The sequence below is a fragment of the Arthrobacter sp. 10T425 genome (genome assembly GCF_056393985.1).
This window is the reverse complement of record NZ_JBFTGZ010000014.1, coordinates 17,469-39,522: the sequence shown is the minus strand read 5'-3', so window position 1 is coordinate 39,522 and position 22,054 is coordinate 17,469. Positions and strand designations below refer to the sequence as shown.

Genomic DNA, 22,054 nt, shown 5'->3' with positions numbered 1-22,054 from the left:
TGACGCAACATTCGAGCCGCGGCCACAGGGCGGGCTCCGAAGGAGGCAACGATGCCTACAGCTACTGCATTGAAAGCGGAAGAAACCTTGATCCACGTCCTGTGGATCAATGCCGGACTCAGTTGCGACGGTGACTCCGTGGCCCTGACGGCGGCAACCCAGCCAAGCGTCGAGGAGATAGCCCTTGGGGCGCTTCCCGGACTACCCAAGATTGCCATGCACTGGCCGCTGATCGACTTCGAATGCGGCCCGCAGCAAGGCGCCGACGACTTCCTCGAGTGGTTCCGCAAGGCGGACCGCGGCGAGCTGGAGCCGTTTGTGCTGGTGGTGGAGGGGTCCATCCCGAATGAAAAGCTGCACGCCGCGGGCGGCTACTGGGCGGCCTTCGGCAACAACCTCGACACCGGACAGCCGATCACCACCAGCGAGTGGCTGGACCGGCTGGCGCCCAAGGCGACGGCGATCATCGCCGCCGGGACCTGTGCGACCTACGGCGGCATCCATGCCATGGCCGGAAACCCCACCGGCGCCATGGGGGTGCCCGACTATCTCGGGTATGACTGGCGCTCCAAAGCCGGGATCCCGATCGTGTGCGTCCCGGGCTGCCCCATCCAGCCGGACAACCTTTCCGAAACCATGACGTACCTGCTGTATCAGGCCACCGGACAGGCCCCCATGATTCCCCTGGATGAGGCGCTCCGGCCGACCTGGCTGTTTGGCCAGACGGTGCACGAGGGATGCGACCGCGCGGGATACTACGAACAGGGCGACTTCGCCACCGAATACGGGTCCCCGAAGTGCATTGTCAAGCTCGGCTGCTGGGGGCCGGTGGTCAAGTGCAACGTGCCCAAACGCGGCTGGATGAACGGAATCGGCGGCTGCCCCAACGTGGGCGGCATCTGCATCGGCTGCACAATGCCGGGCTTCCCGGACAAATTCATGCCGTTCATGGACGAACCTCCCGGCGGCAAGCTGTCGACCGCCTCGATCATGCCGTACGGCAAGACCATCAGGACACTGCGGAACATCACGAAGCACACGCTGGACCAGGAACCCCGCTGGCGCAAACCCGGTAATGATCTGCTGACCGGCGCCAAGCGGACCTGGTAGGGACGCTAGGCAGAGAGGCAATGCAATGACTTCGACGATTCCGATGCCCTCAGCGGACGGTACCGCGGGCGAGAACCTGGTAGAGATGGCCTGGGACCCGATCACAAGGATCGTCGGCAGCCTCGGCATCTACACCAAGGTCGATTTCAAGAACAACCAAGTGGTGGAATGCCACAGCACGTCCTCAATTTTCCGCGGCTATTCCATCTTCATGCGCGGCAAGGACCCCCGGGACGCACACTTCATCACGAGCCGGATCTGCGGAATCTGTGGCGACAACCACGCCACCTGTTCCTGTTACGCGCAGAACATGGCCTACGGCGTGAAGCCGCCCCACCTCGGCGAATGGATCGTCAACCTGGGCGAGGCTGCCGAGTACATGTTTGACCACAACATCTTCCAGGAGAACCTGGTCGGCGTGGACTACTGCGAGAAGATGGTCTCCGAAACCAACCCGTCGATGCTGGCCAAAGCCGAGAACACGCCGGCCCCGCAGGCAGCCGCGCACGGCTACCGCACCATCGCGGACATCATGCGCTCGCTGAACCCGTTTACCGGGGAGTTCTACCGCGAGGCACTGCAAGTGAGCCGGATGACCAGGGAAATGTTCTGCCTGATGGAGGGCCGGCATGTCCATCCCTCCACGCTGTATCCCGGCGGCGTGGGCACCGTGGCGACGATCCAGCTGATGACGGACTACATCACCCGGCTCATGCGGTACGTGGAGTTCATGAAGAAGGTCGTGCCGATGCACGATGACCTCTTCGACTTCTTCTATGCGGCCCTGCCCGGGTACGAGCAGGTGGGGCTGCGGCGCACCCTGCTGGGCTGCTGGGGGTCCTTCCAGGACCCGGAGTTCTGCAATTTCGCCTACAAGGACATGACGGAGTGGGGCCGGAAGATGTTCGTCACGCCCGGCGTCGTGGTGGACGGCAAACTCGTGACCACGGACCTGGTGCGCATCAACCTGGGGATCCGGATCATGCTGGGCTCGTCCTACTACGAGGACTGGGGCGACCAGGAAATGTTCGTCACCCGCGATCCGCTGGGCAACCCGGTGGACCGCCGGCACCCCTGGAACCAGCACACCAACCCGCGGCCGCAGAAGCGCGACCTCGAGGACAAGTACAGCTGGGTGATGTCACCGCGGTGGAATGACGGCGAAAGCAACCTGGCGCTGGATACCGGCGGCGGCCCGCTGGCCCGGCTCTGGTCGACCGCTCTTGCCGGCTTCGTCGACACCGGCTACCTCAAGTCAACGGGCAGCAGCGTCCAGATCGAGCTGCCCAAGACTGCGCTGAAGGGCCCGGTGACCCTGGAATGGAAGATCCCTCAGTGGAGCAACACGCTGGAGCGGAACCGCGCCCGGACCTATTTCCAGGCCTACGCGGCGGCCGCCGCCCTGCACTTCGCCGAAAAGGCGCTCGAGGAGATCCGGGCCGGCCGCACCAAGACGTGGGAGTCCTTCGAGGTGCCGGAGGAAGCCATCAGCTGCGGCTTCACCGAAGCCGTCCGCGGCGTGCTCTCGCACCACATGGTGATCCGCGACGGCAAGATCGCCAACTACCATCCCTATCCGCCGACGCCGTGGAACGCCAGCCCGCGCGACTCCGAGGGAACACCGGGCCCGTATGAGGACGCGGTGCAGGGCCAGCCCATCTTCGAGGAGAACGACCGCGATCATTTCAAGGGCATCGACATCATGCGCACCGTCCGCAGCTTTGACCCCTGCCTGCCGTGCGGCGTCCACATGTATCTCGGCGACGGGCAGACGCTGGACTTGCTGCACTCCCCCACGCAGTCGCTCACCGGTGAGTAGCCCGCCATGGACCGGGAGAATCTGTTGGGCTCGGCAGGTGAACGGATCAGTTCGCTCCTGGACGCGCTGGGCTCGGGCGGTCCGGTGGCCCGGGACCGGGCGGAAGAACTGGTCCGGCAGGTGACGGAACTGTACGGTGCCGGGCTGGAACGGATCCTGCACGTGCTCGATTCGCAGGGTGCGCTCGGGCCCGGAACGCTGTCCGCCCTCACGTCCGACCCGTTGGTGTCGGGCCTGCTCCTGATCCACGGGCTGCACCCCGTGGACCTGCCCGGCAGGATTGCCGGCGCCCTGGACTCGGTCCGGCCCTACCTCGGCTCGCACGGCGGCGATGTGGAGCTGCTCGGCATCAGCGAAGAAGGCGTCGTCCGGCTGAGGCTGCTGGGCAGCTGCCAGGGCTGTCCGTCGTCGTCGGTGACGCTCAAGCTCGCCGTCGAGGACGCGATCGAATCTGCGGCGCCCGAGGTGACCGGCATCGAAGTGGAGGAAGCGGCCCCCGCCGCCGTTCCCGCCCTCATCCCGGTCGGCGCCCTGCGCTCGCGGCTGGACGGGCTGGGCGGCCCGCCCGACGGCGGCATTCGCAGTGCCGCGCCGGACTGGGCGGTCCCCGACTCCGGCACACCGGCCCCAGGCTCGTGGCAGGCGGTCCCGGCCCTCGCTGAGCTGGAGTCCGGAGCCGTGGCCGGCTTCCTGGTGGCGGGCGTGGAGGTGCTCACGTGCCGGATCGGCCCGGACATCTACGCGTTTGTGGACCGCTGCCCGCGGTGCACCCACACCATGCCGGGCGCCTCGCTGCAGCGGGCGCTGGCTGCCCCGGTGGGCGGGGGGCTGTTGCGCTGCCCGCACTGCCGCAGCCACTTCGACGTCCGGAAGGCCGGGGCCTGCCTCGAGGACAAGGGGCTGCATCTTGATCCCCTTCCGCTGCTGCTCCGCGACGGGGTTCCCTCCGTGGCCGTCCCCACCACCGCGGACCCTCTGTGAGATGCCGGCACATGAATTCCGCGGCACGGGAACGGAGCAGGGCATGACGGCGACGCCGGGAACCGGGAGTCAGCCGCCCGGCAGCGCCGGAAACAACAGCGCCGGAAACGCCACCGCCGGAAACAACAGGGCCGGAAACAGCGCGTCGGCGCTGGCCGTGCTCCGCCGGATAACGTCCACCCGCCCGGCCCAGCCTGCCGGCGAGCGCTGCGAGATGTGCGCGGAGCCCATCCCGGACGCCCACCAGCACGTGGTGGATCTGGAGGGCCGCTCCCTGCTGTGCACGTGCCGGCCCTGCTATCTGCTGTTCACGGACTCGTCGGCCCATCTGCGTTACCGCTCCGTCCCTGACCGCTACCTCTCGTTCGAGCCCTTCGAGCTCGGCCAGGCCCAGTGGGACGAGCTGGAAATCCCGGTGGGGCTGGCATTCTTCTTCTTCAACTCGACTCTTGGCCGGACGGCCGCTTTCTACCCGAGCCCCGCGGGCGCCACGGAGTCCGAACTTCCCCTGGCTGCCTGGGCGTTGGTCGAGGCGGCCAACCCGGCCATCACCGTGCTCGCCCCCGACACGGAAGCCCTGCTGATCCGCGCCCCCGGCCCGGACCGGGACCGGGCGGACTGCCACCTGGTCCCCATCGATGCGTGCTACGAGCTGGTGGGCCGCCTGCGGCGGGTATGGAAAGGCTTCGACGGCGGCCAGGAGTCCCGCCAGGAGCTCGCGGGATTCTTCGACCGGATCAGCCGCCGCAGCAGGCCGGGCGCCCCCGCGGCAGACTTGGAGGGACGCCATGGTTGAGCTCGAATTCAGTGTGCTGGACATCGCCCCGGAGCCCTACGCGGCCGCACCCCAGCTGACCGCGCGCCTGCGGATCCAGGAGAAGAGTGGCGCCGCCGTCCATGCCATGGCCCTGCGGTGCCAGGTGCGGATCCTGGCCCAGCGCCGCGGCTACGATGCCGACGAGGAAGCCGGGCTGCTGGAACTCTTCGGCACCCGCGGACGGTGGCCCACCACACTCAAGCCCTTCATCTGGATGCACAGCGGCGTCCTGGTCCAGGGATTTGCGGACAGTGCCGACGTTGACCTGCCGCTGCCCTGCACGTTCGACTTCGACGTCGCAGCGGCAAAATACCTGAACTCCCTGCGGGACGGGACGGTCCCGCTGGAGTTCCTCTTCTCCGGGACGGTCTTCACGCGCGGCGCGGCGGGCTTCGGCGTCGAGCAGATTCCCTGGGACCGGGAAACGCGGTACGCCCTGCCCGTGGCGGCCTGGCGCTCGCTGATGGACGCATTCTTCCCGAACCAGGGATGGATCCGCCTGGACCGCGACGTCCTCGCGGCCCTGGCCAGGTACAAGGCGGTCCACGGCTTGATTTCCTGGGAGGCCGCTATCGAGGGGCTGCTGGCCGGGGCGGGTGACCCGGTGCCGTGAACACCGGACTCAGCCTGGCCCGCGCCGTCGCCGACGCCGTCCTCTACGAGGGATACCTCCTGTACCCCTACCGCGCCTCGTCCGCCAAGAACCAGGCCCGCTGGCAGTTCGGCGTGCTCGGGCCGCCGGGCGCGGCTGAATCCGGTGCCGGCGAAGCGCCGGACATGGCAGCGGATTGCCTCCTCGAGCCGGGACCCGCGGCCCGGGTCGACGTGCACCTGCGCTTCCTGCACCTCCAGAGACGGTCCGCCGAACGCGCGGATGACGGCGGATTCACGCCCGTCGACGAACTCACCGTCGGCGCCTCCCGGTGGCTTAGCTGGGACGAGGCAACGGATCAGGAGATCACCCTCGGGCCGTACAGCCTCGGCCAGCTTGCCGCGGGCGTGTCCGCGCCGGTGAACGTGCCGGCGAACGAGGACATCGAGCCCGTGCTGGATTCCGCCGGCGCCATTGCGGGCCGGCTTGTGCGCCGGCGGCGGGAGCTTCGTGGCGAGGTGCGCCTGCTGGCGGCGCAAGTGGCGACGCCGGGGCAGGCCGCCGGAGCAGATGCCGCGGCGGGGCAGGCCGCCGGAGCAGATGCCGCGGCGGGGCCGGCCCACGGGCCGCTGTGGCGGCTCAGGGTCACGGTGGAGAACGCGGCGGCAGCGGCCACCGACACGCGTTCCGCCATCGAGTACTCGTTCATCGGAGCCCATGTCCTGCTCGCCGTCCACGATGCCGATTTCCTGTCGGTGATCGATCCGCCGGGATGGGCAGCGGCGGCGGCGGCTTCGTGCAGCCAGCACCGCTGCTGGCCCGTGCTCGCCGGCCCCGAGGGGCAGCGCGATGTCCTGCTCCTGTCCCCGATCATCCTCTATGACCATCCGGCGGTGGCACCGGAAAGCACCGTGGAACTGTTCGACGCGACGGAGATCGATGAAATCCTGACCTTGCGGGTGCTCACCCTGACCGATGCGGAAAAGGCGGAGGCCCGGTCAACCGATGCCCGGGCCGCGGCGATCATCGAACGCTGCGAAAACATGACGGCAGAGGAGCTCCAGCAGCTGCACGGGATCCTGCGGAACCCGCACGCCGGTGCGCCCCGCGGACCCGGGAGCATCGGAGGCGACGGCTTCCCCGGCCCCGCGGTCCCGGCCTATCCGGAGTTCGCAGTTCCGGAGTTCTCGGTTCCGGAATTCTCGGTTCCGGGCGCCTCCGACGCGGACACCGGCACGCCGTGGTGGGATCCGGCCCGGGACGCCGCCGTGGATCCGGGATCGGACACCGTCTTCATCGACGGCGTCCCGATCTCACGCGGCAGCAGGGTGCGGGTTGTCCCGCTGCGCCGCGCCGACGCCCAGGACCTCTTCTTCGCCGGCAAGTCGGGGCGTGTCACCGGAGTCCACTTCGACGTCGACGGCGGAACGCACGTCGCGGTGGTCCTCGAGGCCGACCCCGCCGCCGAACTGCAGGAGTGGTACGGACGGTATCTGTATTTCGCCCCCGAGGAACTCGTCCCGCTCGCCGCGGCGCCGGCCCCGGACAACGGAAAGGAACCATCACCATGAAAGCTCTGGGCATCATGACAGTCGTGCTCTTGCTGGCCGCGGGCCTGGCAGCAGCCGTCGTCGGCCTGCGTTCAATTCCGGACATTAAACGCTACGTGCGAATGCGGAGCATGTGAGGCCCGGTGTGAGCGGGGTCCTCGTGGCGGGCGTGGGGAACGTGTTCCTTCGCGACGACGGATTTGGGCCGGCCGTCGCCCGCCGGCTGGCCGAGGAGGTGTCCGGCCTGCCCGGCTGGGCGCCGGAGGAGGTCCAGGTACGGGACTACGGGATCCGCGGGCTGCACCTCGCCTACGATCTCCTCGACGGGGTGGATGCGCTGGTGCTCGTGGATGTGCTTCCGGCCCCGGCGGACGGGAGCGCAGGCGCGGGAACGCTCCGGATCCTGAAGATCCGGGTGGAGGACCTGGAAAGCGGCGGTCCGCTGACGCCGGCCGGCCTGCGGGCCAATCCGGCCTTCGATCCTCATGGCATGGACCCGCTGGCTGTCCTCCGCCGTCTGCGTGTTTTGGGCGGATCGCTGCCGGAGACCTACCTGGTCGGCTGCATCGCGGGGCGAACGGACGAGGGCATGGGACTGTCCGAGGACGTGTCCCGCGCGGTTCCGGCAGCCGTGGAAGCAGTCCGCACCCTGGTCACAGCCCGCATCACGAACGCAGACGCAGCGCCCGCGAGCGCGGCTCCGGATGAAACAGGCTAAGGAGGAACCACGGATGTGTCTGGGAATACCGGGCCGGATCATCGAAGTGATCGACGGCTACAACGGGCAACTCGCCCTCGTGGATGTGGCCGGGGTGGAGCGCAAAATCAACATTGGCCTCCTCGATGACGGCCCCGTGGAGAGCGGCACGTGGGTCCTGATCCACATGGGCTTCGCCCTGGAACGCGTGGACCAGGAAGGCGCCGACCGTGCGATGACGGGACTTGAGCTCATGGGACGGGGCCCGGACCCCACCGACACGGTCCCGTAGCCTTCACTCCCCCACTGAAGGAACTCTCCCGCTGAAGGATCTCCCCCACTGAAGGAACTGAAGGCGCCGCTATTCGAGGGCGATCGCGGCGCCGCGGTGCTCCACGCCGGAATTCGCGATCTTGAGGTGGCGCGCAAAGTAGTGCTGGAGCCGGTGGAGCTGGGCTGGCAAGAGCCGGTCGCACACCCAGTCCCAGTGGAGGGACACCATGTCCCCGGGCATGAGGTCAGCGATGAAGCCGGACCCGGCCACGGCGTACTTGGCCGTCTCGATCACCGGTTCCCCCAGCGACAGCGCCATCCCGTCCCACGCCAGGGGCCGCGAGCGCACGAGGGCGCTGTCCCCTTCGACGGCCACCACCTCGCCCCACCGGATGCGGCATTGGTCAAGGACATTCAGGGCCGTGGATGAGCGCCTGTCATCGCGCAAGAGTCCCGTCCACGGATAGATTTCCAGGACGTGGAAGCTGTGATGCGGGACGCCGCCGGCCAGGACCCCTTCCATCAGATGCGGGAACTGATGCCCGGTCCGTGCACGGAACCGGTCCTCCATGGAATTGCCGATGCTGCGCACACCCACGGAGTCCAGCAGCGAGTTTCCCACCCAGTAGGCCTCCACCACCGCGTAGTCCAGCGGGTCCGGGTTGCCGGTGGCGCCGGCGATGAGCTCCAGGTACGGCCAGGCCCCGGCGAACCCCTTCGCAAGTTCGCGCAGGCCCGCGTCGGTCACCCCGGACTGGCCATAGTGCAGCAGCGCGTCGCTGTCAGGCGGCCCGCAGCTGCCCCGCGAATTCGGCGGATACGCGTAGCGGACAAACAGTTGGGCGCCGTTGATTTCCATCCCGTGGCCTCATTTCACAGGGGATATCAGCGAGGCTAGCACCGGCGCCCATCGGCGAACAATGCCCGGCGGGACCGGCATTGACACCCCTGCGCATTCGGCGGATGCTGTGAGGAAATGCCGCACCGGGACCATTGCTGTGGCCGGCGCGGAGCGAATGGCCGTTGCGCGCGGTCCTTCCCGGGAGGTAGGCCGATGAGCGTCCCCGAAGCCAACCGACGATCTGTCCTGGCAGCGGCCCTCTACGGCGGAGGGGCGCTGTTCCTCGCTTCCTGCGCCGCGGCCGGCACGGCGCCACAGTCGTCGCCGCAGTCAACGCCGCCGGCAGGGGCTGCCGGTACTGCGCCCCCGGGTTCCGCCTCCGGCCCGGCCGGGATCCAGGTGACGGACCAGCGCGGGACGGTCCTGAGTTTCGACCGCCCGGTCACCCGTGTGGTGACCATTCCCATGCCCGCCGCCTCCCTGCTGGCCGCCGTCGACCAGGGCGCCGGCCATCTGGCCGGGATGCACAACGCCTCATGGGTCGCCATGCGCGACGGCGCCATGGGCACCATGTACCCGGAGGCCCTGAACATCCCGCACGACATCGCCACGACCGACTTCACGCCCAATGTCGAAAGCATCCGGGCGCTGAACCCCGACGTCGTGGTCCAGTGGAGCGATGCGCAACTGACGGCACCCCTGGAACAGGCCGGGATGAAGGTCCTGGGCATCACGAACACCGGCACGCAGCAGGACGTGGACACGTGGACCGCGCTTTTCGCAACGATGCTGGGCCGGCCGGACCGGGCCGTGCAGATGAAGGCGCGCAGCGACGGGCAACAGAAGGCCATCCAGGCCGAGGCCGCCGCCCGCGGCACCGGCGGCCCGGGCATCATCTACTTCAACAGGTTCAGCGGCGGCCTCAAGGTAGCCGGAAACGGCAGCTACAACGACTTCTACATCAAGCTCATCGGGGCACACAACCCCGCCACCGGCCCGCAGGGCCTTCAGGGCAAGGGCATGGTGGGCGTGGACGTCGAACAGGTCCTGGCCTGGGATCCGGAAATCATCCTGCTCGGGAACTTCGACGACGCGATGCCCGCCGACGTCTACGGCAACCCGGTGTGGCAAAGCGTCTCCGCCGTGCGCTCCCGCCGCGTCTACAAGGTCCCGCTGGGCGGCTACCGCTGGGATCCCCCCGGCCAGGAATCGCCACTGATGTGGCGCTGGCTCACAGATGTCAGTTTCCCCTCCGGCAACCGCTCCACGCTGAGGGACGAGACAAACGACTACTTCGACTTCCTGTACCGCTACCGGCCATCGGCGCCGGAGCTGGACAAGATCCTCTGGACCGAAGCCAACGGCACCTCGGCCAACTACCGGCAGTTCGATGCTTCGTGAGGCCCAGCCTCTGACCACGGGACCCCCCGGCGGCCGGGGACCGGGGCTGCGCCAGGTCATCGGTCCATGCCTGCTCTCAGGAGCAGTCCTGGCGGCCGTGTCGGCGGTTGCACTCGCCAGCGGCCGCTACAGCGTGTCCCTGGACCATGTCGTGCAGATCCTGGCGTCCCGAATAGTTCCCTTCGGCCCGGGCCTTCCCGCGGCCGAGGAAAACGTGGTGCTGCTGATCAGGTTGCCCAGGGTCCTGCTGGCCCTGCTGGTCGGTGGCGCCCTCGCAATCGGTGGCGCGGCCCTGCAGGCCGTGTTCCGCAACCCCCTGGTCAGCCCGGAGGTCATCGGCGTCTCCTCGGGCGCCTCCTTCGGCGGTGCCCTGGCCCTGCTGCTGGGCCTGGGCCCCGTCGCCCTCGTGGGCGGATCGTTCGGCTTCGGGCTGCTGGCACTGGGAATCGTCTTCCTCATCACGTCCGGGCGGGGCGGCGCCCACATCCTCATGGTGGTCCTCGGAGGAATCGTCACGGCCTCCTTCTTCTCCGCCCTGGTGGCCCTGGTGACGTATCTGGCGGACCCGTTCACCACCTTGCCCGCCATCGTTTTCTGGCTGCTTGGCAGTGTCTCCACCGCCACCTGGGCGAAAGTGCTGGTGGCCCTCATTCCGATCGCTGCCGGCGGCGTCGTCCTGCTGGCCCTGCGGTGGCGGATCAATGTGCTCTCGCTCGGCGACGACGACGCCACCGCCCTGGGGCTCCGGCCGCGCCCCCTGCGCTGGGCGGTCCTCGCCGCCGTGGCTCTCATGGTCGCCGGGGCCGTCGCCGTCAGCGGCGTCATCAGCTGGGTGGGGCTGGTCATCCCGCACCTCGCACGCATGTGGGTGGGACCGGACCACCGGGTGCTGCTGCCGGTCTCCTTCCTGCTGGGCGGGGCCTACCTGATCGCCATCGACACCATCGCGCGCACCGCCACGGCCGGGGAAATCCCGTTGGGCGTCCTGACCGCCCTGATCGGCGCACCGGTGTTCTTCGTGCTGTTGCGCCGGAACCGGGAGAGGATCTGGGACGGTGCTTGAGCTTCACGGGGCCGGGTTTGGCTATTCGCCGCAGAACTGGGTGTTCAAGGATCTCAGCTTCTCGGTGCCGCCGGGCACCGTGACCGCGGTCCTGGGGCCCAACGGCAGCGGCAAAACGACCCTGGTGCGCTGCGCGGCCGGCATGCTGGCCGTACAGGAGGGTGCGGTGCGCAGGTCCGAGACGGCGGGCTATGTTCCCCAGGCGCGCGGCAGCACGTTCGGCTACCCGGCCCTGGACATGGTGGTCATGGGCCGTGCCCGCCACATCGGCGTTTTCCGCTCCCCCGGCAGCCGGGACAGGGCCGCCGCGCTCCGCGCCATGGACCGGGTGGGGATCGCCGCCCTGGCCGACCGGCTGTTTCCGACGCTGAGCGGGGGCGAGCAGCAGCTGGTCCTCATTGCACGGGCTATCGCGGGCGGTTCGCGGCTCCTCGTCCTGGATGAGCCGTCCACCGGGCTGGACCTGAAGAACCAGGTCCGGGTCCTCCAGCTGCTGAGGGAACTCGTGCGGACCGGGATGTCGCTGCTCGTGAGCACCCATCACCCGGACCACGCCCTGTTCCTCGCGGACTCGGTGGTCCTCATGGGCGCCGCGGGTGTGGTGACCGGGCCTGCCGGGCCGCTCCTCGCCGATGCGCAGCTTTCCGCGCTGTACGGCGTCCGCGTCAGCACCCTGAGCTACGACGACGCCGGGACGCCCCGCCGCACGGTGGTCACCCCCTTCGGCGCCGAGGAGGGCTGAACCGAACGCCCAAGCGCCCGGCAGCTGGGCTGCCGGGCGCTTGGGGCGTCATCGAGCGGTAGTGCGTCCGGTCAGTTTAGGGCCGGGGTGCGGCCCTGGCCGGTTCCGGCGTGGTTCGGGACGGTGCAGGCGCGGGTTCAGGCGTGTGCCAGGACCGGTTGTGCCGGCTGTGCGGGCTGTTCGGCGGCATCCTGTGCGCCGGAGTGGCCGGCCAGCATCGTCTCTTCGTCGAACGGCTCGGCACCGGCCAGGACACGGTCCACGCGTCCGCCGTCGATCTCCTTGACCCAGGTGCCGATCAGCACCGTGGCGACGGCGTTGCCGGTGAAGTTGGTCAGGGCGCGCGCCTCGGACATGAACCGGTCGATGCCGACGATCATGCCCACGCCGCCCAGCAGTTGGGGTGCGTGCGCCTGGAGTCCGGCGGCCAGCGTGGCCAGGCCGGCACCGGTGACGCCGGCGGCACCCTTGGAGGCGATGATCATGAAGACCAGCAGGGAAACCTGGGCGCCAAGGTCCAGCGGCGTGCCCATGGCGTTGGCGACGAACAGTGCGGCCATGGTCAGGTAGATGGCGGTCCCGTCGAGGTTGAAGGAGTACCCGGTGGGGACCGTGACACCCACGACGGGCTTGGACACGCCGAGGTGTTCCATCTTCGCGATCAGGCGGGGCAGCGCGGCTTCGGAGGAGGACGTGGAGAAGATCAGCAGGTATTCGCGGCCGAGGTACTTCATGAGCTTGAAGATGCTGACGCCTGCGACCGCCTTGAGCAGGCCGCCGAGGATCACGACGATGAACAGGGCGCAGGTGATGTAGAAGGCGCCCATCAGGGTCGCCATGCTGATGATGGCCTGGAAGCCGGTGGCACCGACCACTGCGGCGATCGCGCCGAAGGCTCCGACCGGGGCCAGCCACATGATCATGATGAGGATGCGGAACACGAGGGCCTGGCCGTAACCGACGGCCTTGAGGATCGGGGCTCCCTGCGGTCCCATCTTCTGCAGCGCGAAGCCGACCAGGATGGCGGCGAGGAGGGTCGGCAACACGGGAATGTCGCCCGGGATGATGCCCAGCAGGAAGTCAACGGTGCTGTCGACGGCCGCCTTCTTGTTCGGATCATAGGGGGCGAGCTTGAGGCCCTCGCCCGGGTGGATCAGGTTGCCGACCACCAGGCCGATCCCCAGGGCGAACGTGGACATGACCACAAAGTAGGCGAGCGCCAGGCCGCCGACCTTGCCGACCGTGGCGGCCTTGGCGATGGAGCCGATGCCCAGCACGATGGTGCAGAAGATCACGGGCGCGATCATCATCTTGATGAGTTTGATGAAGCCGTCGCCGAGTGGTTTGAGGGATTTGCCGACCTCGGGGAACAGCAGGCCGATAACGGCACCTGCGATCACGGCTACGATGACTGCGATGTAGAGGTAGTGGGACTTGTCCAGTCCCTTGCGCTTCTTGGCCGGAGCGGCGGCCGGTGCTGCTGACTCTCCTCGTTGAGAGGCCATGGTGTTCTCCTTGGATAGGCTGGACTTGGTGCGGTCCTGGCTGTGGTCCGCTCTTGTCCTTCTTGCGTGTAACCCCATCATTGATGAGAAGGTGACGCGCATCACCCTTGCGTTCATATTGGTCATGGAAGGTGTTGATGATCCGGCGCTGGAGCATCGCCCGCAGGCTGTTTGCGGCCAACCTGCTGTTCGTGGTGGCCCTGACGGCCATCGTTGGCACGGCCGTGTTCGTGGACGCGCGCGATCACGCCTACGACGAGGCCGGACGCCGGATGGCCGGCATCGCCACCGCCGTCGCCGACGCCCCCTTCGTCCTGGCTGCGGCGGACTCGGCCGATCCCACGGCCCTGCTGCAGCCGTATGCCCTGAAGACCATGAACGACGCCGACGCGGATTTCATCACGATCATGGCCCCGGACCGCACGCGCTGGACCCACCCGCGGGATGAGGAACTGGGCAAACCGTATATCGGCTCCATTGACGCGGCCCTCCATGGCCAGGTGTTCACGGAAGTCGTGGCCGGCACCCTCGGCCCGTCGGTGCGCACCATCGCCCCGGTCAAGGATGCCGACGGCAAGGTCCGGGCGCTCGTGGCCGCGGGCGTGACGGTCCGGACGGTGGACGTCGCACTCTCCGGCCGGTTGCCGGCGCTGCTGGCCATCAGCCTGGCGCTGCTGGCCGGCGGGTCGGCGGCGGCCTGGCTCCTGGGACGGTACCTGCGCCGGGTGACCCGCGGCTGGGGCCCCGAAGAGCTGGGCCAGCTCTTCGCGTACTACGAATCGGTGCTGCATTCGGTGCGCGAGGGCGTGATCCTCATCGACCCCAAGGGCAAAGTGGTGATGTACAACGACCAGGCCGCCGAACTGCTCGGGTTGAGGAAGCAGTCCGCCGACGGCGGTCCCACCTCCGGCGCTGACCGCGGGGTTGCGGGGGGCGGCCGCCAGGCGGCGCCCTCCCTCGCGGAGTTGCCGCTGGCCCCCAGCCTCAAAGAGCTCTTCGAATCGGGGCGGACCGCCCTGGATGAGATCCACCTGACCGGCTCGCGGATCCTGGTGGTCAACCAGGGCCCCGCGGTGGGACCCGAATCTGCCAGCGCCCGCCCGCGCGGAGCGAAGTCCGGCGCTGCCGGCGCTGGCACTCCTGTTTATGGAACGGTCGCCACCATCCGGGACCGTACCGAGATCGAATCCCTGGGCAGTGAACTCGAGACCATGCGCACGCTCTCGGACGCGCTCCGCGCCCAGACCCATGAACACGCCAACCGGCTCCACACCATCGTCTCGCTCATGGAACTGGGCCGGGGCCCCGAGGCGCTGGACTTCGCCACCAAAGATCTGGAACTGAGCCAGCGGCTCACGGATGACATTGTGAGCTCCATCGAGGAACCCGTGCTCGGCGCCCTGATCATGGGCAAGGCAGCCGAAGCACACGAACGCGGCGTCGAACTGACCCTCAATACCAGCGGTTCCACGGCCGTGACCGGACTGGCCGTGCAGGACCTCGTGGCCATCCTGGGGAACCTGCTGGACAATGCCATCGACGCCGCGGCCGAGGCGCCGGCACCCCGGCTCGTGGAGCTGACCGTCGAGACCACCGGCTCCGCCCTGGAGATTACCGTGGAGGACAGCGGCCCCGGGATCGATCCCGCGGCCGTGGAGGACGTCTTCCGGCACGGTTTCAGCACCAAGGCCCCGGGACCGTTCGGACGCGGCCTTGGACTGGCCCTGGTGCGCCAGGCGGTACAGCGGCTGGGCGGTACCATGACAATCACCAGCCCGGCCGGGGCGCTGTTCCGCGTCACTCTGCCCGTCACAACACCGCCGGTCACTCCGCTGCCGGTCACTACCGAGGGACAACCATGAGCGAGATCCGGGTACTCGTCGTCGAGGACGAGCCCATCGCTGCCGCAGCGCACGCCGCCTACATAGAAAGGCTGGACGGTTTCACCCTGGCGGGCTCCGCGCCCGACGGCCAGTCCGCCCTGCGCCTGCTCACCGAATTCTCCGCGGCAGGCAATCCGGTGGAGCTGGTCCTGCTGGACATGAACCTCCCGGACCTCCACGGGCTGGACATCGCACGCCGGATGCGGGCGGCCGGACTGTTCGCGGACATCATCGCCATCACCGCGGTGCGGGAACTGAACATTGTCCGCAGCGCGGTGGCCACCGGCGTGGTCCAGTACCTGATCAAACCGTTCACCTACGCGACCTTTGCGGACAAGCTCGCCAGCTACCGGCTGTTCCGCGAGCAGCTGGCCGCACCCCTGGCCGGGGAAGCCGGAGCCCGGGCGTCCCAAAGCGATGTGGACCAGGCCTTCGCCAGCCTCCGTGCCCCGTCCGAGCTGTCGCTGCCCAAGGGCCTGGCCGTATCCACGCTGGAATCCGTCCAGGACTACATCAAGCAGCAGGCCGAGGCGGTGTCGGCCAGCGAGGTCATGGAGGCGCTCGGGATGTCCCGGGTCACCGCCCGGCGCTACCTCGAATACCTCGCCGACGCCGGAACGGTCTCCCGCGCCGCCCGCTACGGCGCCCCCGGGCGGCCGGAGAACGAATACCGCTGGAACCGGCCGCGGACGTAGGCCTGCCGCTCCCCGTTACCGTCACCGGGAGGGCACTTGCCGGCAATCCCGGGAAACGCTGCCGCGAAATGCCGTCCCGGCGGTTTCCTTGTGGCGGGATGATCGCGAATGCTTAGTGCCATGCGGCCGCTGTTGACGTGTCAGGGCAGCGGGGCGGCGCGCGTTGCGAATAGGCGATGATCCGGGTGATCATCATTCGCCGCCCCACTGCGGTCTGGTGCCGGCGGGCTCTGTGTGTCCGGGCCTTCTGCGTGGTTACTTGCCGCAAACGAAGACTTCATTCAATGCGGCGGGGTCGGCCCGGCTATCGGTAGCCGCACCGCCGGTGGCCGCGCGGTTACATGATGCCGGTGGGAACCAGCAGGACCCAGGCGAGGGCCGGGGCTACGAGCACCACTCCCCCGGCATACGCCATCAGCTGCCGGTACACTCGCTGCCTGTCATTGTCGCGGGCGTTGGCGACCACCAGCGCACCGTCGGTGGAGAAGGGCGAGACATCCACCACCGTGGCAGCTATAGCCAGCGCCGCGACCGTTCCTGATGCGCTCAGCGAGCTGGTAGCCAGGAGCGGACCGGCCAGGGGAATGAACGCGGTCAGCAACGCCGTGGAGGAGGCGAAGGCTGAGCCGACGCCAATGACATAGCAGAGGACCAGCGCCACCAGCAGCGGTGCGCCCAGTGCCAGAGCCTGCTCGGCGAGGGTGTCGATGACGCCAACGTGCTGGAGCAGGGAGACATAGGTGATCATGCCGGCTACCAGCAGGACGGTGGACCAGGAGACACCGCCGATGAACGTCTGGTGTTCTTTGATATTGACCAGCGCCAGCAGGAGCCCGGCGGAGAGTGCGACAAAGCCGATCGGCAGGTGGAAGCCCAGGGTGCACACGAGCATCACCGCGATCAGTGCCAGCGTGAGGATCTGCTGCCCGCGAGGGCGGCTGGTGCGGGCGGTGTCGACGTCGGCATGCTGGCCGCCTTCGCCGTCCCGCAGCCTGCCCAGGAGGGCGAACAGGACGATGGTGAGCACGGAGAGAATGAGGTTAAGAGCGAAGCTGGCGATGAAGAGTGCGCCCTGGGAAATGGGAAATCCGTTCTTCAGGGCGATATCGTGCACCAGCACGCCGGCGACGGACAGCGGGGAAAAGCCGCCGGCGTGGGCTCCGTTGATGATGAATGCGCCCATCAAGACGGGATGGATCCGGGACTCGTAGGCGAAGCCGATGGCCGCCGGCGCCAGCAGCGCGACGGCGGCCGGCGAGAAGGTGCCCAGTGACGTGAGCGCAGCAGCGATCAGGAAGAACACCCAGGGCAGCAGCATCGTCTTGCCCCTGACGAGGCGTACACAGGTCTGGACGATGATGTCGATGGTGCCGTTCCGCTGGGCCATGCTGAAGAAGTACGTGACTCCGATGATCGTCACCACGATGCTGGCGGGGAACTCTTCGAGGATCTGCTTGTCCGTCATTCCGAGCATGAAATAGCCGACGCCGAAGGAGGCAACCAGCCCCATCACGCCGATGTTCAGCGGCCATTTCGTGGCGACGATGAACATAATGACGAGGATGACGAGCGGGATGATTTGGACAGCGGTCATGGAGTGCTCCGGTTGCGGGGTGGCCGAAGGGTTGAAGATATCACCCCCCAGCACGAGCGCAATCAAAGCCAGGAACGCGAACCCGGCGGCCGCCACCAGTAGGATTCGGCGGCGGCGGGTTGGACGCGGGGCATCGTTGTCCCGGGTCTGGTCCGCAGCGACAGCGGTGCGGTGCTCAGTCTTGGTCATGATGGTCTCCTCAGCGGGTGGCTCCCGCGAGGGAGGCAGCGACGGCGCTGCCGGGGACCTCGGGGAGATGGATGATGGTTGTGGCGATGGTGCGGGCCGTGCGGTCGACGCCTACGAGGAGCGTCCCGTCGTGCTCCTCGCTCCAGGTCTCGATGACCCCGGCGGGGGTGCGGAGCCGGAGCGTGCTCCCCAGGGAGTCGCCCGTAATGGTGTGCAGCACGGTGCCGGGGGTGCGGGCGGCCAGGGTCAGGGCGATGCTGCCGGTGATGGCCAGGGCCGGGTGGGGCTTGCCCATGGAGAGCATCATGACGTTGGCGTCGCAGTCTGGGTCAGCCTGGGCGGGCGCGGCGACGATGGCGAGCTTGGGGATGGCCCGGGCCGCTTCGGCTGTTGTGCGGACCAGCCCCATCCGCACCGCCGCCTGCCGCCGGATCTGCTCCAGGGTATCCAGCTGCAGCTCCACTCCGGCGCGCCAGCTGTCGTACCTGGCCGGGTCCAGGCCCAGTTCTTCGGCGTTGACGATCACCACGGGCGCTCCGGCGTCGACCATCGACACGGTCCAGCGGGTTCCGCCGGCGATGAGGGTGTCAGTGGCCGCACCGGTGGGCAGCAGCGCACCGGTGGTCCTGCCGGCAGGGTCCTGGAAGCCAAGCCCCACAGCGTAGCCGGGGAAGGGTACGCCTGGCGTCCGGGCGTCCGGAACGGAGGCAAGGGCTCCGGCAGGGGTGGCCACGCGCTGGACGATGATTTGGTTGGTGTTGGTGTTGCGGGTGACGATCCGGGTGACGTCTCCGTTGGGGAGCACCCAGCCCTTCTCGATGGCATACAGACCCACCACCGCCGAGCCGTTCCCGCAGTTGCTGCCCCAGTCCACCGCGGCCTCTTCGACACCCACTTGGGCAAAGGTGTACTCAACGTCGACGTCGCCACTGACGGGCCGGTGCACGATCACGGCCTTGCTGGTGGTCGAGGTGGCGCCGCCGACGCCGTCGATCTGGCGCGGATCCGGGCTGCCGAACAGCCGCGGCAGCAGCACATCCAGGCTGATGCCGCCCGCCTGAAGATGCTCCGCTTCGAACACCCAGCACTTGCTGGTGCCTCCGCGCATCCATTGGGCTTCGATCTTCATGGTGTTTCCCGCTTCTCCTCGTGCCTCAGACTTGAATGAGGACCTGAAAAGAGATTGAGCCAGATCACAACTTTAGACAATGTTGGATTTTTTCAGGGGGATGTAGGATTGCTTAACTCATAGAGCGCTGGAGGATCATTCCCCAGCTGCAAAGCGTCCGTTGCCAGGAAAAGTGCTCGAAGTCCTCAAGGCAGGCCTCGTCCCGGCAGGGAATGAACCAAAGGCGAAGAAGGGTGAAGCGTTGCTAAAGGACGAAGGTCAGGATTTGTTCGACATAAGGCGGCTGGCGCTTCTGCTGGAGGTGGTGGAGCAGGGCTCGATCACCGCGGCGGCCGAGTTGATGATGTACACGCCCTCGGCCGTCTCCCAGCAGCTGCGCAAGCTCGAACAGGAAGTGGGGCAGCCTCTGCTCACCCGCCGCTCCCGCGGGGTGGTGCCCACCGAGGCCGGCCAGGTTCTGGCCGGCCACGCCCGCAAGATCGTCTGGCAGATGCAGGCAGCCCGGTCCGACCTGGGCCAGATTGCCGGCCTCAGACGCGGTTCCCTGACCGTGGGTACATTCCCAACCCTGGCCGGATCCTTCCTGCCCATCGTCATCCGGACCTTCAAGAAGCGCTACCCGGCCATCAGCCTCTCTTTGCGCAGCGCCCGCTTCGACGAACTCGTCGCAGATCTGCAGTCCGGGGTCACGGGTCTGTGCCTGCTCTGGGATTACCCCTGGAACCCGTTCCGGGACGATTCCATCCGCGTAACCGAGGTCTTCCGGGAGAGCACCGTTATCCTGGTGGCCCGCAGCCATCCACTCGCCGAGCGGGAGCAGGTACGCATGGAAGACCTGCGCAACGAGTCCTGGATCGTGCGCGCCGAGGCCCACCCCGTCGTGGAGGTGCTGCAGCGTTCCGCTCACGACGCCGGATTCGAACCGGAGATTGCCTTCCTGGCCAACGACTACCAGGAGGCCCAGGCCATGGTCAGCGTGGGAATGGGCGTGGCTATGGTGCCCAAAACCGCCGTGGCACTTCAGCATCCCGACGTAAAGGTACTGAGCCTGGGTTCCGCGGCCCCGCTGCGGAGAATACTGCTGGCGCAGCGGGAGGACAAGGTCTATGCCCCGGCCGAGGTGGCCTTCCACTCCACCCTGTTGGAAATCGCCCGCGAACGGGCCGGCGACTATCAGTAGACCACGAGGCTGCTCCGGTCACTCCGAAGGGCCGGGGCGCAGGGTGTCGAGCAGCGCGTCGATCACGCCGGCGTCCTCGATCGTGGAGGGCACCACGTAGGTCTCGCCGTCGGCGATCTGGCGCATGGTCTTGCGCAGGATCTTTCCCGAACGGGTCTTCGGCAGGGCATCCACCACGGTGACGTGCTTGAAGTCCGCCACGGCCCCGATGTCGCGCCGGACCAGGGCGATCAGGTCCTTGACCAGGACTTCCTCGGGCACGTCCACCCCGGACTTGAGGACCACGTAGCCGCTGGGCCGCTGGCCCTTGAGCGGGTCGGCGAGGCCGATCACGGCGCATTCGGCAACTGCCGGGTGCTGGCCGATCACCTGTTCCATGGCGCCGGTGGAGAGCCGGTGTCCGGCGACGTTGATGATGTCATCCGTGCGGCCCATGACGAAGACATAGCCGTCCTCGTCCCGGTAGCCCGAGTCACCGGTGGCATAGTAGCCCTCAAACGCCTGGAGGTAGGAGGAAATGTAGCGGTCGTCGTTGCGCCAGAGCGTGGTCAGGGTGCCAGGCGGCAGCGGCAGGCCGAGGACGATGTTGCCTTCCGTGCCGGCCTCGACGTCCCCGCCCGCGCCGTCGACGACGTTGAGCCGGAAGCCGGGCATCGGGACGCTCGGCGACCCGGCCTTGATCGGCAGTCCGCCTAGGCCTCGGGGGTTGGCGCAGATGGCCCAGCCCGTCTCCGTCTGCCACCAGTGGTCGACCACCGGAACACCGAGCACCCGGGAGGCCCAGTGGAAGGTATCGGTGTCCAGCCGCTCGCCGGCCGCGAACAGGGTCCGCAGGCTGGCAATGTCGTACTTGTCCAGGAACCGGCCCTCAGGGTCGGCCTTGCGGATGGCCCGCAGCGCGGTGGGCGCGGTGAACAGCACGTTGACCTTGTGGTCCTGGATGACCCGCCAGAACGCGCCGGCGTCGGGCGTCCCCACCGGCTTGCCTTCGTACAGCACCGTGGTGGCGCCGGCCAGCAGCGGACCGTAGACGATGTAGGAGTGGCCCACCACCCAGCCGACATCCGAGGCGGTCCACATGACGTCGCCGGGGCCGACGTCGTAGAGGTTTTCCATGGTCCATTTCAGGGCCACGGCGTGGCCGCCGTTGTCCCGCACCACGCCCTTGGGCGAGCCGGTGGTGCCCGAGGTGTAGAGGATGTACAGCGGGTCCGTCGCCTTGACGTCCACCGGCGCGGCCGCCTCGGCGGCGGCCATCTCGGTGTCCCAGTCGAGCCACCCGGGGTGCTCGGCCGCCATGGAGGCCACCGTCGAGGCGAAGCCGTCCCTGGCCTTGACCAGCACCGGGGTTTCGGCGGCGCCGGCGATACTGAGGGCCTCGGCGACGGCGGGCAGGTACTCAATCCGGCGCGACGGCTCGATGCCGCCGGACGCCGTCACCACCGCCGCGGGGGCTGCGTCGCGGATGCGGGCGGCAAGTTCCTTGGGGGCAAACCCGCCGAAGACGACCGAGTGCACGGCGCCGAGCCGTGCGGTGGCCAGCATCGCGATCACGGCCTCGGGGATCATCGGCATGTAAATCACCACGCGGTCGCCCTTGCCGACGCCGCTGCGGCGCAGGACACCGGCGAACCGGGCCACGAGGTCCGTCAGTTCCGCATAGGTATAGCTCTGCCGGATGCCCACCATCGCGGAGTCGTAGACCAGGGCATCCTGCTGACCCCTGCCCTGGGCGACGTGCCGGTCGAGGGCGTTGTACGACGTGTTCAGGACCCCGTCCGGAAACCAGTCGTAGAGCGGCGCCCGGCCCGCATCGAGGGCCTGCCGCGGTGGCGTCTGCCAGGAGATCCCTTCCGCGGCCTCCAGCCAGAACTCTGCGGGATGTTCCAGGCTCCGTTCGTAGGCTGCCCTGTAGCTCTTGGTGACCATGACGTACATCCTGTCCACGACGTTGTGATGCGACCAATGATAGACAAGGGTAAACCGGGGCGGA

20 protein-coding genes are annotated in these 22,054 nt (G+C 68.1%); 15 read left to right on the top strand and 5 right to left on the bottom strand.

The window, feature by feature from the left end; all coding sequences use genetic code 11:
• Positions 1-51 precede the first annotated feature (51 nt).
• From AC1DDH_RS15785 to AC1DDH_RS15745, 9 genes are read left to right on the top strand one after another with little or no spacing between them, the layout of a single operon-like run.
• Positions 52-1,110 (top strand): NADH-quinone oxidoreductase subunit B family protein, encoded by a 1,059-nt coding sequence (locus AC1DDH_RS15785; RefSeq protein ID WP_476850398.1) that lies wholly within the window; start codon positions 52-54, stop codon positions 1,108-1,110.
• A gap of 25 nt (positions 1,111-1,135) precedes the next feature.
• Positions 1,136-2,929, top strand: a complete 1,794-nt coding sequence (locus AC1DDH_RS15780; protein ID WP_476955787.1) for a nickel-dependent hydrogenase large subunit — start codon at positions 1,136-1,138, stop codon at positions 2,927-2,929.
• Positions 2,930-2,935: 6 nt separating this feature from the next.
• Positions 2,936-3,910 (top strand): NifU family protein, encoded by a 975-nt coding sequence (locus tag AC1DDH_RS15775; RefSeq protein WP_476955786.1) that lies wholly within the window; start codon positions 2,936-2,938, stop codon positions 3,908-3,910.
• 1 nt (position 3,911) lies between these two features.
• The gene (locus AC1DDH_RS15770) at positions 3,912-4,706 is read left to right on the top strand and encodes a DUF5947 family protein (protein WP_476955785.1); all 795 of its coding nucleotides are present in this window, start codon (positions 3,912-3,914) and stop codon (positions 4,704-4,706) included.
• Entirely contained in the window at positions 4,699-5,340 is a 642-nt protein-coding gene (locus tag AC1DDH_RS15765) for a DUF6084 family protein (RefSeq protein ID WP_476857885.1), read from the top strand. The genes AC1DDH_RS15770 and AC1DDH_RS15765 overlap by 8 nt, the downstream gene beginning before the upstream one ends.
• On the top strand, positions 5,337-6,890 hold the full coding sequence (locus AC1DDH_RS15760; protein ID WP_476955784.1) for a hypothetical protein: 1,554 nt from the start codon (positions 5,337-5,339) through the stop codon (positions 6,888-6,890). Before AC1DDH_RS15765 ends, AC1DDH_RS15760 begins: the two co-directional genes overlap by 4 nt.
• Positions 6,887-7,006, top strand: coding sequence for a DUF6893 family small protein (locus AC1DDH_RS15755; RefSeq protein ID WP_018772298.1), 120 nt, complete (start codon positions 6,887-6,889; stop codon positions 7,004-7,006). The genes AC1DDH_RS15760 and AC1DDH_RS15755 overlap by 4 nt, the downstream gene beginning before the upstream one ends.
• Positions 7,003-7,587: a hydrogenase maturation protease gene (locus tag AC1DDH_RS15750; RefSeq protein ID WP_476873043.1), complete on the top strand. Its 585-nt coding sequence runs from the start codon at positions 7,003-7,005 to the stop codon at positions 7,585-7,587. Before AC1DDH_RS15755 ends, AC1DDH_RS15750 begins: the two co-directional genes overlap by 4 nt.
• Positions 7,588-7,600: 13 nt before the next feature.
• The gene (locus AC1DDH_RS15745) at positions 7,601-7,858 is read left to right on the top strand and encodes a HypC/HybG/HupF family hydrogenase formation chaperone (RefSeq protein WP_230008283.1); all 258 of its coding nucleotides are present in this window, start codon (positions 7,601-7,603) and stop codon (positions 7,856-7,858) included.
• A gap of 69 nt (positions 7,859-7,927) precedes the next feature.
• Here AC1DDH_RS15745 and AC1DDH_RS15740 read toward each other — a convergent pair whose 3' ends face one another.
• Positions 7,928-8,698 (bottom strand): DUF6390 family protein, encoded by a 771-nt coding sequence (locus AC1DDH_RS15740; protein WP_476955783.1) that lies wholly within the window; start codon positions 8,696-8,698, stop codon positions 7,928-7,930.
• Between the two features lie 195 nt (positions 8,699-8,893).
• On the opposite strand from AC1DDH_RS15740, the gene AC1DDH_RS15735 reads away from it, so the two are divergent.
• The 3 genes from AC1DDH_RS15735 (at position 8,894) to AC1DDH_RS15725 (ending at position 11,886) form a co-directional block, all read left to right on the top strand.
• Positions 8,894-10,081, top strand: a complete 1,188-nt coding sequence (locus tag AC1DDH_RS15735; protein ID WP_476955782.1) for an ABC transporter substrate-binding protein — start codon at positions 8,894-8,896, stop codon at positions 10,079-10,081.
• 97 nt (positions 10,082-10,178) lie between these two features.
• Positions 10,179-11,144 (top strand): FecCD family ABC transporter permease, encoded by a 966-nt coding sequence (locus AC1DDH_RS15730; RefSeq protein ID WP_476859873.1) that lies wholly within the window; start codon positions 10,179-10,181, stop codon positions 11,142-11,144.
• Complete coding sequence (locus AC1DDH_RS15725) at positions 11,137-11,886, top strand: ABC transporter ATP-binding protein (RefSeq protein ID WP_476955781.1); 750 nt, start codon at positions 11,137-11,139, stop codon at positions 11,884-11,886. The genes AC1DDH_RS15730 and AC1DDH_RS15725 overlap by 8 nt, the downstream gene beginning before the upstream one ends.
• A 137-nt stretch (positions 11,887-12,023) precedes the next feature.
• Here AC1DDH_RS15725 and AC1DDH_RS15720 read toward each other — a convergent pair whose 3' ends face one another.
• Positions 12,024-13,391, bottom strand: coding sequence for a cation:dicarboxylate symporter family transporter (locus AC1DDH_RS15720; RefSeq protein ID WP_476850387.1), 1,368 nt, complete (start codon positions 13,389-13,391; stop codon positions 12,024-12,026).
• 137 nt (positions 13,392-13,528) lie between these two features.
• Between AC1DDH_RS15720 and AC1DDH_RS15715 the strand changes: the two genes are divergently transcribed.
• Both AC1DDH_RS15715 and AC1DDH_RS15710 read left to right on the top strand, forming a co-directional pair.
• The gene (locus AC1DDH_RS15715) at positions 13,529-15,253 is read left to right on the top strand and encodes a sensor histidine kinase (protein ID WP_476850386.1); all 1,725 of its coding nucleotides are present in this window, start codon (positions 13,529-13,531) and stop codon (positions 15,251-15,253) included.
• Complete coding sequence (locus AC1DDH_RS15710; protein WP_223916554.1) at positions 15,250-15,969, top strand: response regulator; 720 nt, start codon at positions 15,250-15,252, stop codon at positions 15,967-15,969. The genes AC1DDH_RS15715 and AC1DDH_RS15710 overlap by 4 nt, the downstream gene beginning before the upstream one ends.
• Before the next feature lie 337 nt (positions 15,970-16,306).
• On the opposite strand, the gene AC1DDH_RS15705 is transcribed toward AC1DDH_RS15710, so the two are convergent.
• Both AC1DDH_RS15705 and AC1DDH_RS15700 read right to left on the bottom strand, forming a co-directional pair.
• Positions 16,307-17,752 carry an SLC13 family permease gene (locus tag AC1DDH_RS15705; protein ID WP_476870548.1) on the bottom strand — a complete coding sequence of 482 codons (1,446 nt, stop codon included), beginning with the start codon at positions 17,750-17,752 and terminating at the stop codon, positions 16,307-16,309.
• 10 nt (positions 17,753-17,762) lie between these two features.
• Positions 17,763-18,881: a PrpF domain-containing protein gene (locus AC1DDH_RS15700; protein WP_476955780.1), complete on the bottom strand. Its 1,119-nt coding sequence runs from the start codon at positions 18,879-18,881 to the stop codon at positions 17,763-17,765.
• A gap of 241 nt (positions 18,882-19,122) precedes the next feature.
• Here AC1DDH_RS15700 and AC1DDH_RS15695 point away from each other — a divergent pair, with 241 nt between their 5' ends.
• Positions 19,123-20,061 (top strand): LysR substrate-binding domain-containing protein, encoded by a 939-nt coding sequence (locus tag AC1DDH_RS15695; RefSeq protein ID WP_476948479.1) that lies wholly within the window; start codon positions 19,123-19,125, stop codon positions 20,059-20,061.
• An 18-nt stretch (positions 20,062-20,079) separates the two neighbouring features.
• On the opposite strand, the gene AC1DDH_RS15690 is transcribed toward AC1DDH_RS15695, so the two are convergent.
• The gene (locus tag AC1DDH_RS15690) at positions 20,080-21,990 is read right to left on the bottom strand and encodes an AMP-binding protein (protein ID WP_476955779.1); all 1,911 of its coding nucleotides are present in this window, start codon (positions 21,988-21,990) and stop codon (positions 20,080-20,082) included.
• Positions 21,991-22,054: the final 64 nt, after the last annotated feature.

Bases quoted from the DNA above. Each gene is read 5' to 3' on its own strand.
- AC1DDH_RS15775 (WP_476955786.1), top strand. From the start codon at position 2,936: ATGGACCGGGAGAATCTGTTGGGCTCGGCAGGTGAACGGATCAGTTCG.
- AC1DDH_RS15720 (WP_476850387.1), bottom strand. From the start codon at position 13,391: ATGGCCTCTCAACGAGGAGAGTCAGCAGCACCGGCCGCCGCTCCGGCC.
- AC1DDH_RS15690 (WP_476955779.1), bottom strand. From the start codon at position 21,990: ATGGTCACCAAGAGCTACAGGGCAGCCTACGAACGGAGCCTGGAACAT.
- AC1DDH_RS15705 (WP_476870548.1), bottom strand. From the start codon at position 17,752: ATGACCAAGACTGAGCACCGCACCGCTGTCGCTGCGGACCAGACCCGG.
- AC1DDH_RS15715 (WP_476850386.1), top strand. From the start codon at position 13,529: ATGATCCGGCGCTGGAGCATCGCCCGCAGGCTGTTTGCGGCCAACCTG.
- AC1DDH_RS15735 (WP_476955782.1), top strand. From the start codon at position 8,894: ATGAGCGTCCCCGAAGCCAACCGACGATCTGTCCTGGCAGCGGCCCTC.
- AC1DDH_RS15745 (WP_230008283.1), top strand. From the start codon at position 7,601: ATGTGTCTGGGAATACCGGGCCGGATCATCGAAGTGATCGACGGCTAC.
- AC1DDH_RS15780 (WP_476955787.1), top strand. From the start codon at position 1,136: ATGACTTCGACGATTCCGATGCCCTCAGCGGACGGTACCGCGGGCGAG.
- AC1DDH_RS15710 (WP_223916554.1), top strand. From the start codon at position 15,250: ATGAGCGAGATCCGGGTACTCGTCGTCGAGGACGAGCCCATCGCTGCC.
- AC1DDH_RS15785 (WP_476850398.1), top strand. From the start codon at position 52: ATGCCTACAGCTACTGCATTGAAAGCGGAAGAAACCTTGATCCACGTC.
- AC1DDH_RS15755 (WP_018772298.1), top strand. From the start codon at position 6,887: ATGAAAGCTCTGGGCATCATGACAGTCGTGCTCTTGCTGGCCGCGGGC.
- AC1DDH_RS15765 (WP_476857885.1), top strand. From the start codon at position 4,699: ATGGTTGAGCTCGAATTCAGTGTGCTGGACATCGCCCCGGAGCCCTAC.
- AC1DDH_RS15740 (WP_476955783.1), bottom strand. From the start codon at position 8,698: ATGGAAATCAACGGCGCCCAACTGTTTGTCCGCTACGCGTATCCGCCG.
- AC1DDH_RS15770 (WP_476955785.1), top strand. From the start codon at position 3,912: ATGCCGGCACATGAATTCCGCGGCACGGGAACGGAGCAGGGCATGACG.
- AC1DDH_RS15700 (WP_476955780.1), bottom strand. From the start codon at position 18,881: ATGAAGATCGAAGCCCAATGGATGCGCGGAGGCACCAGCAAGTGCTGG.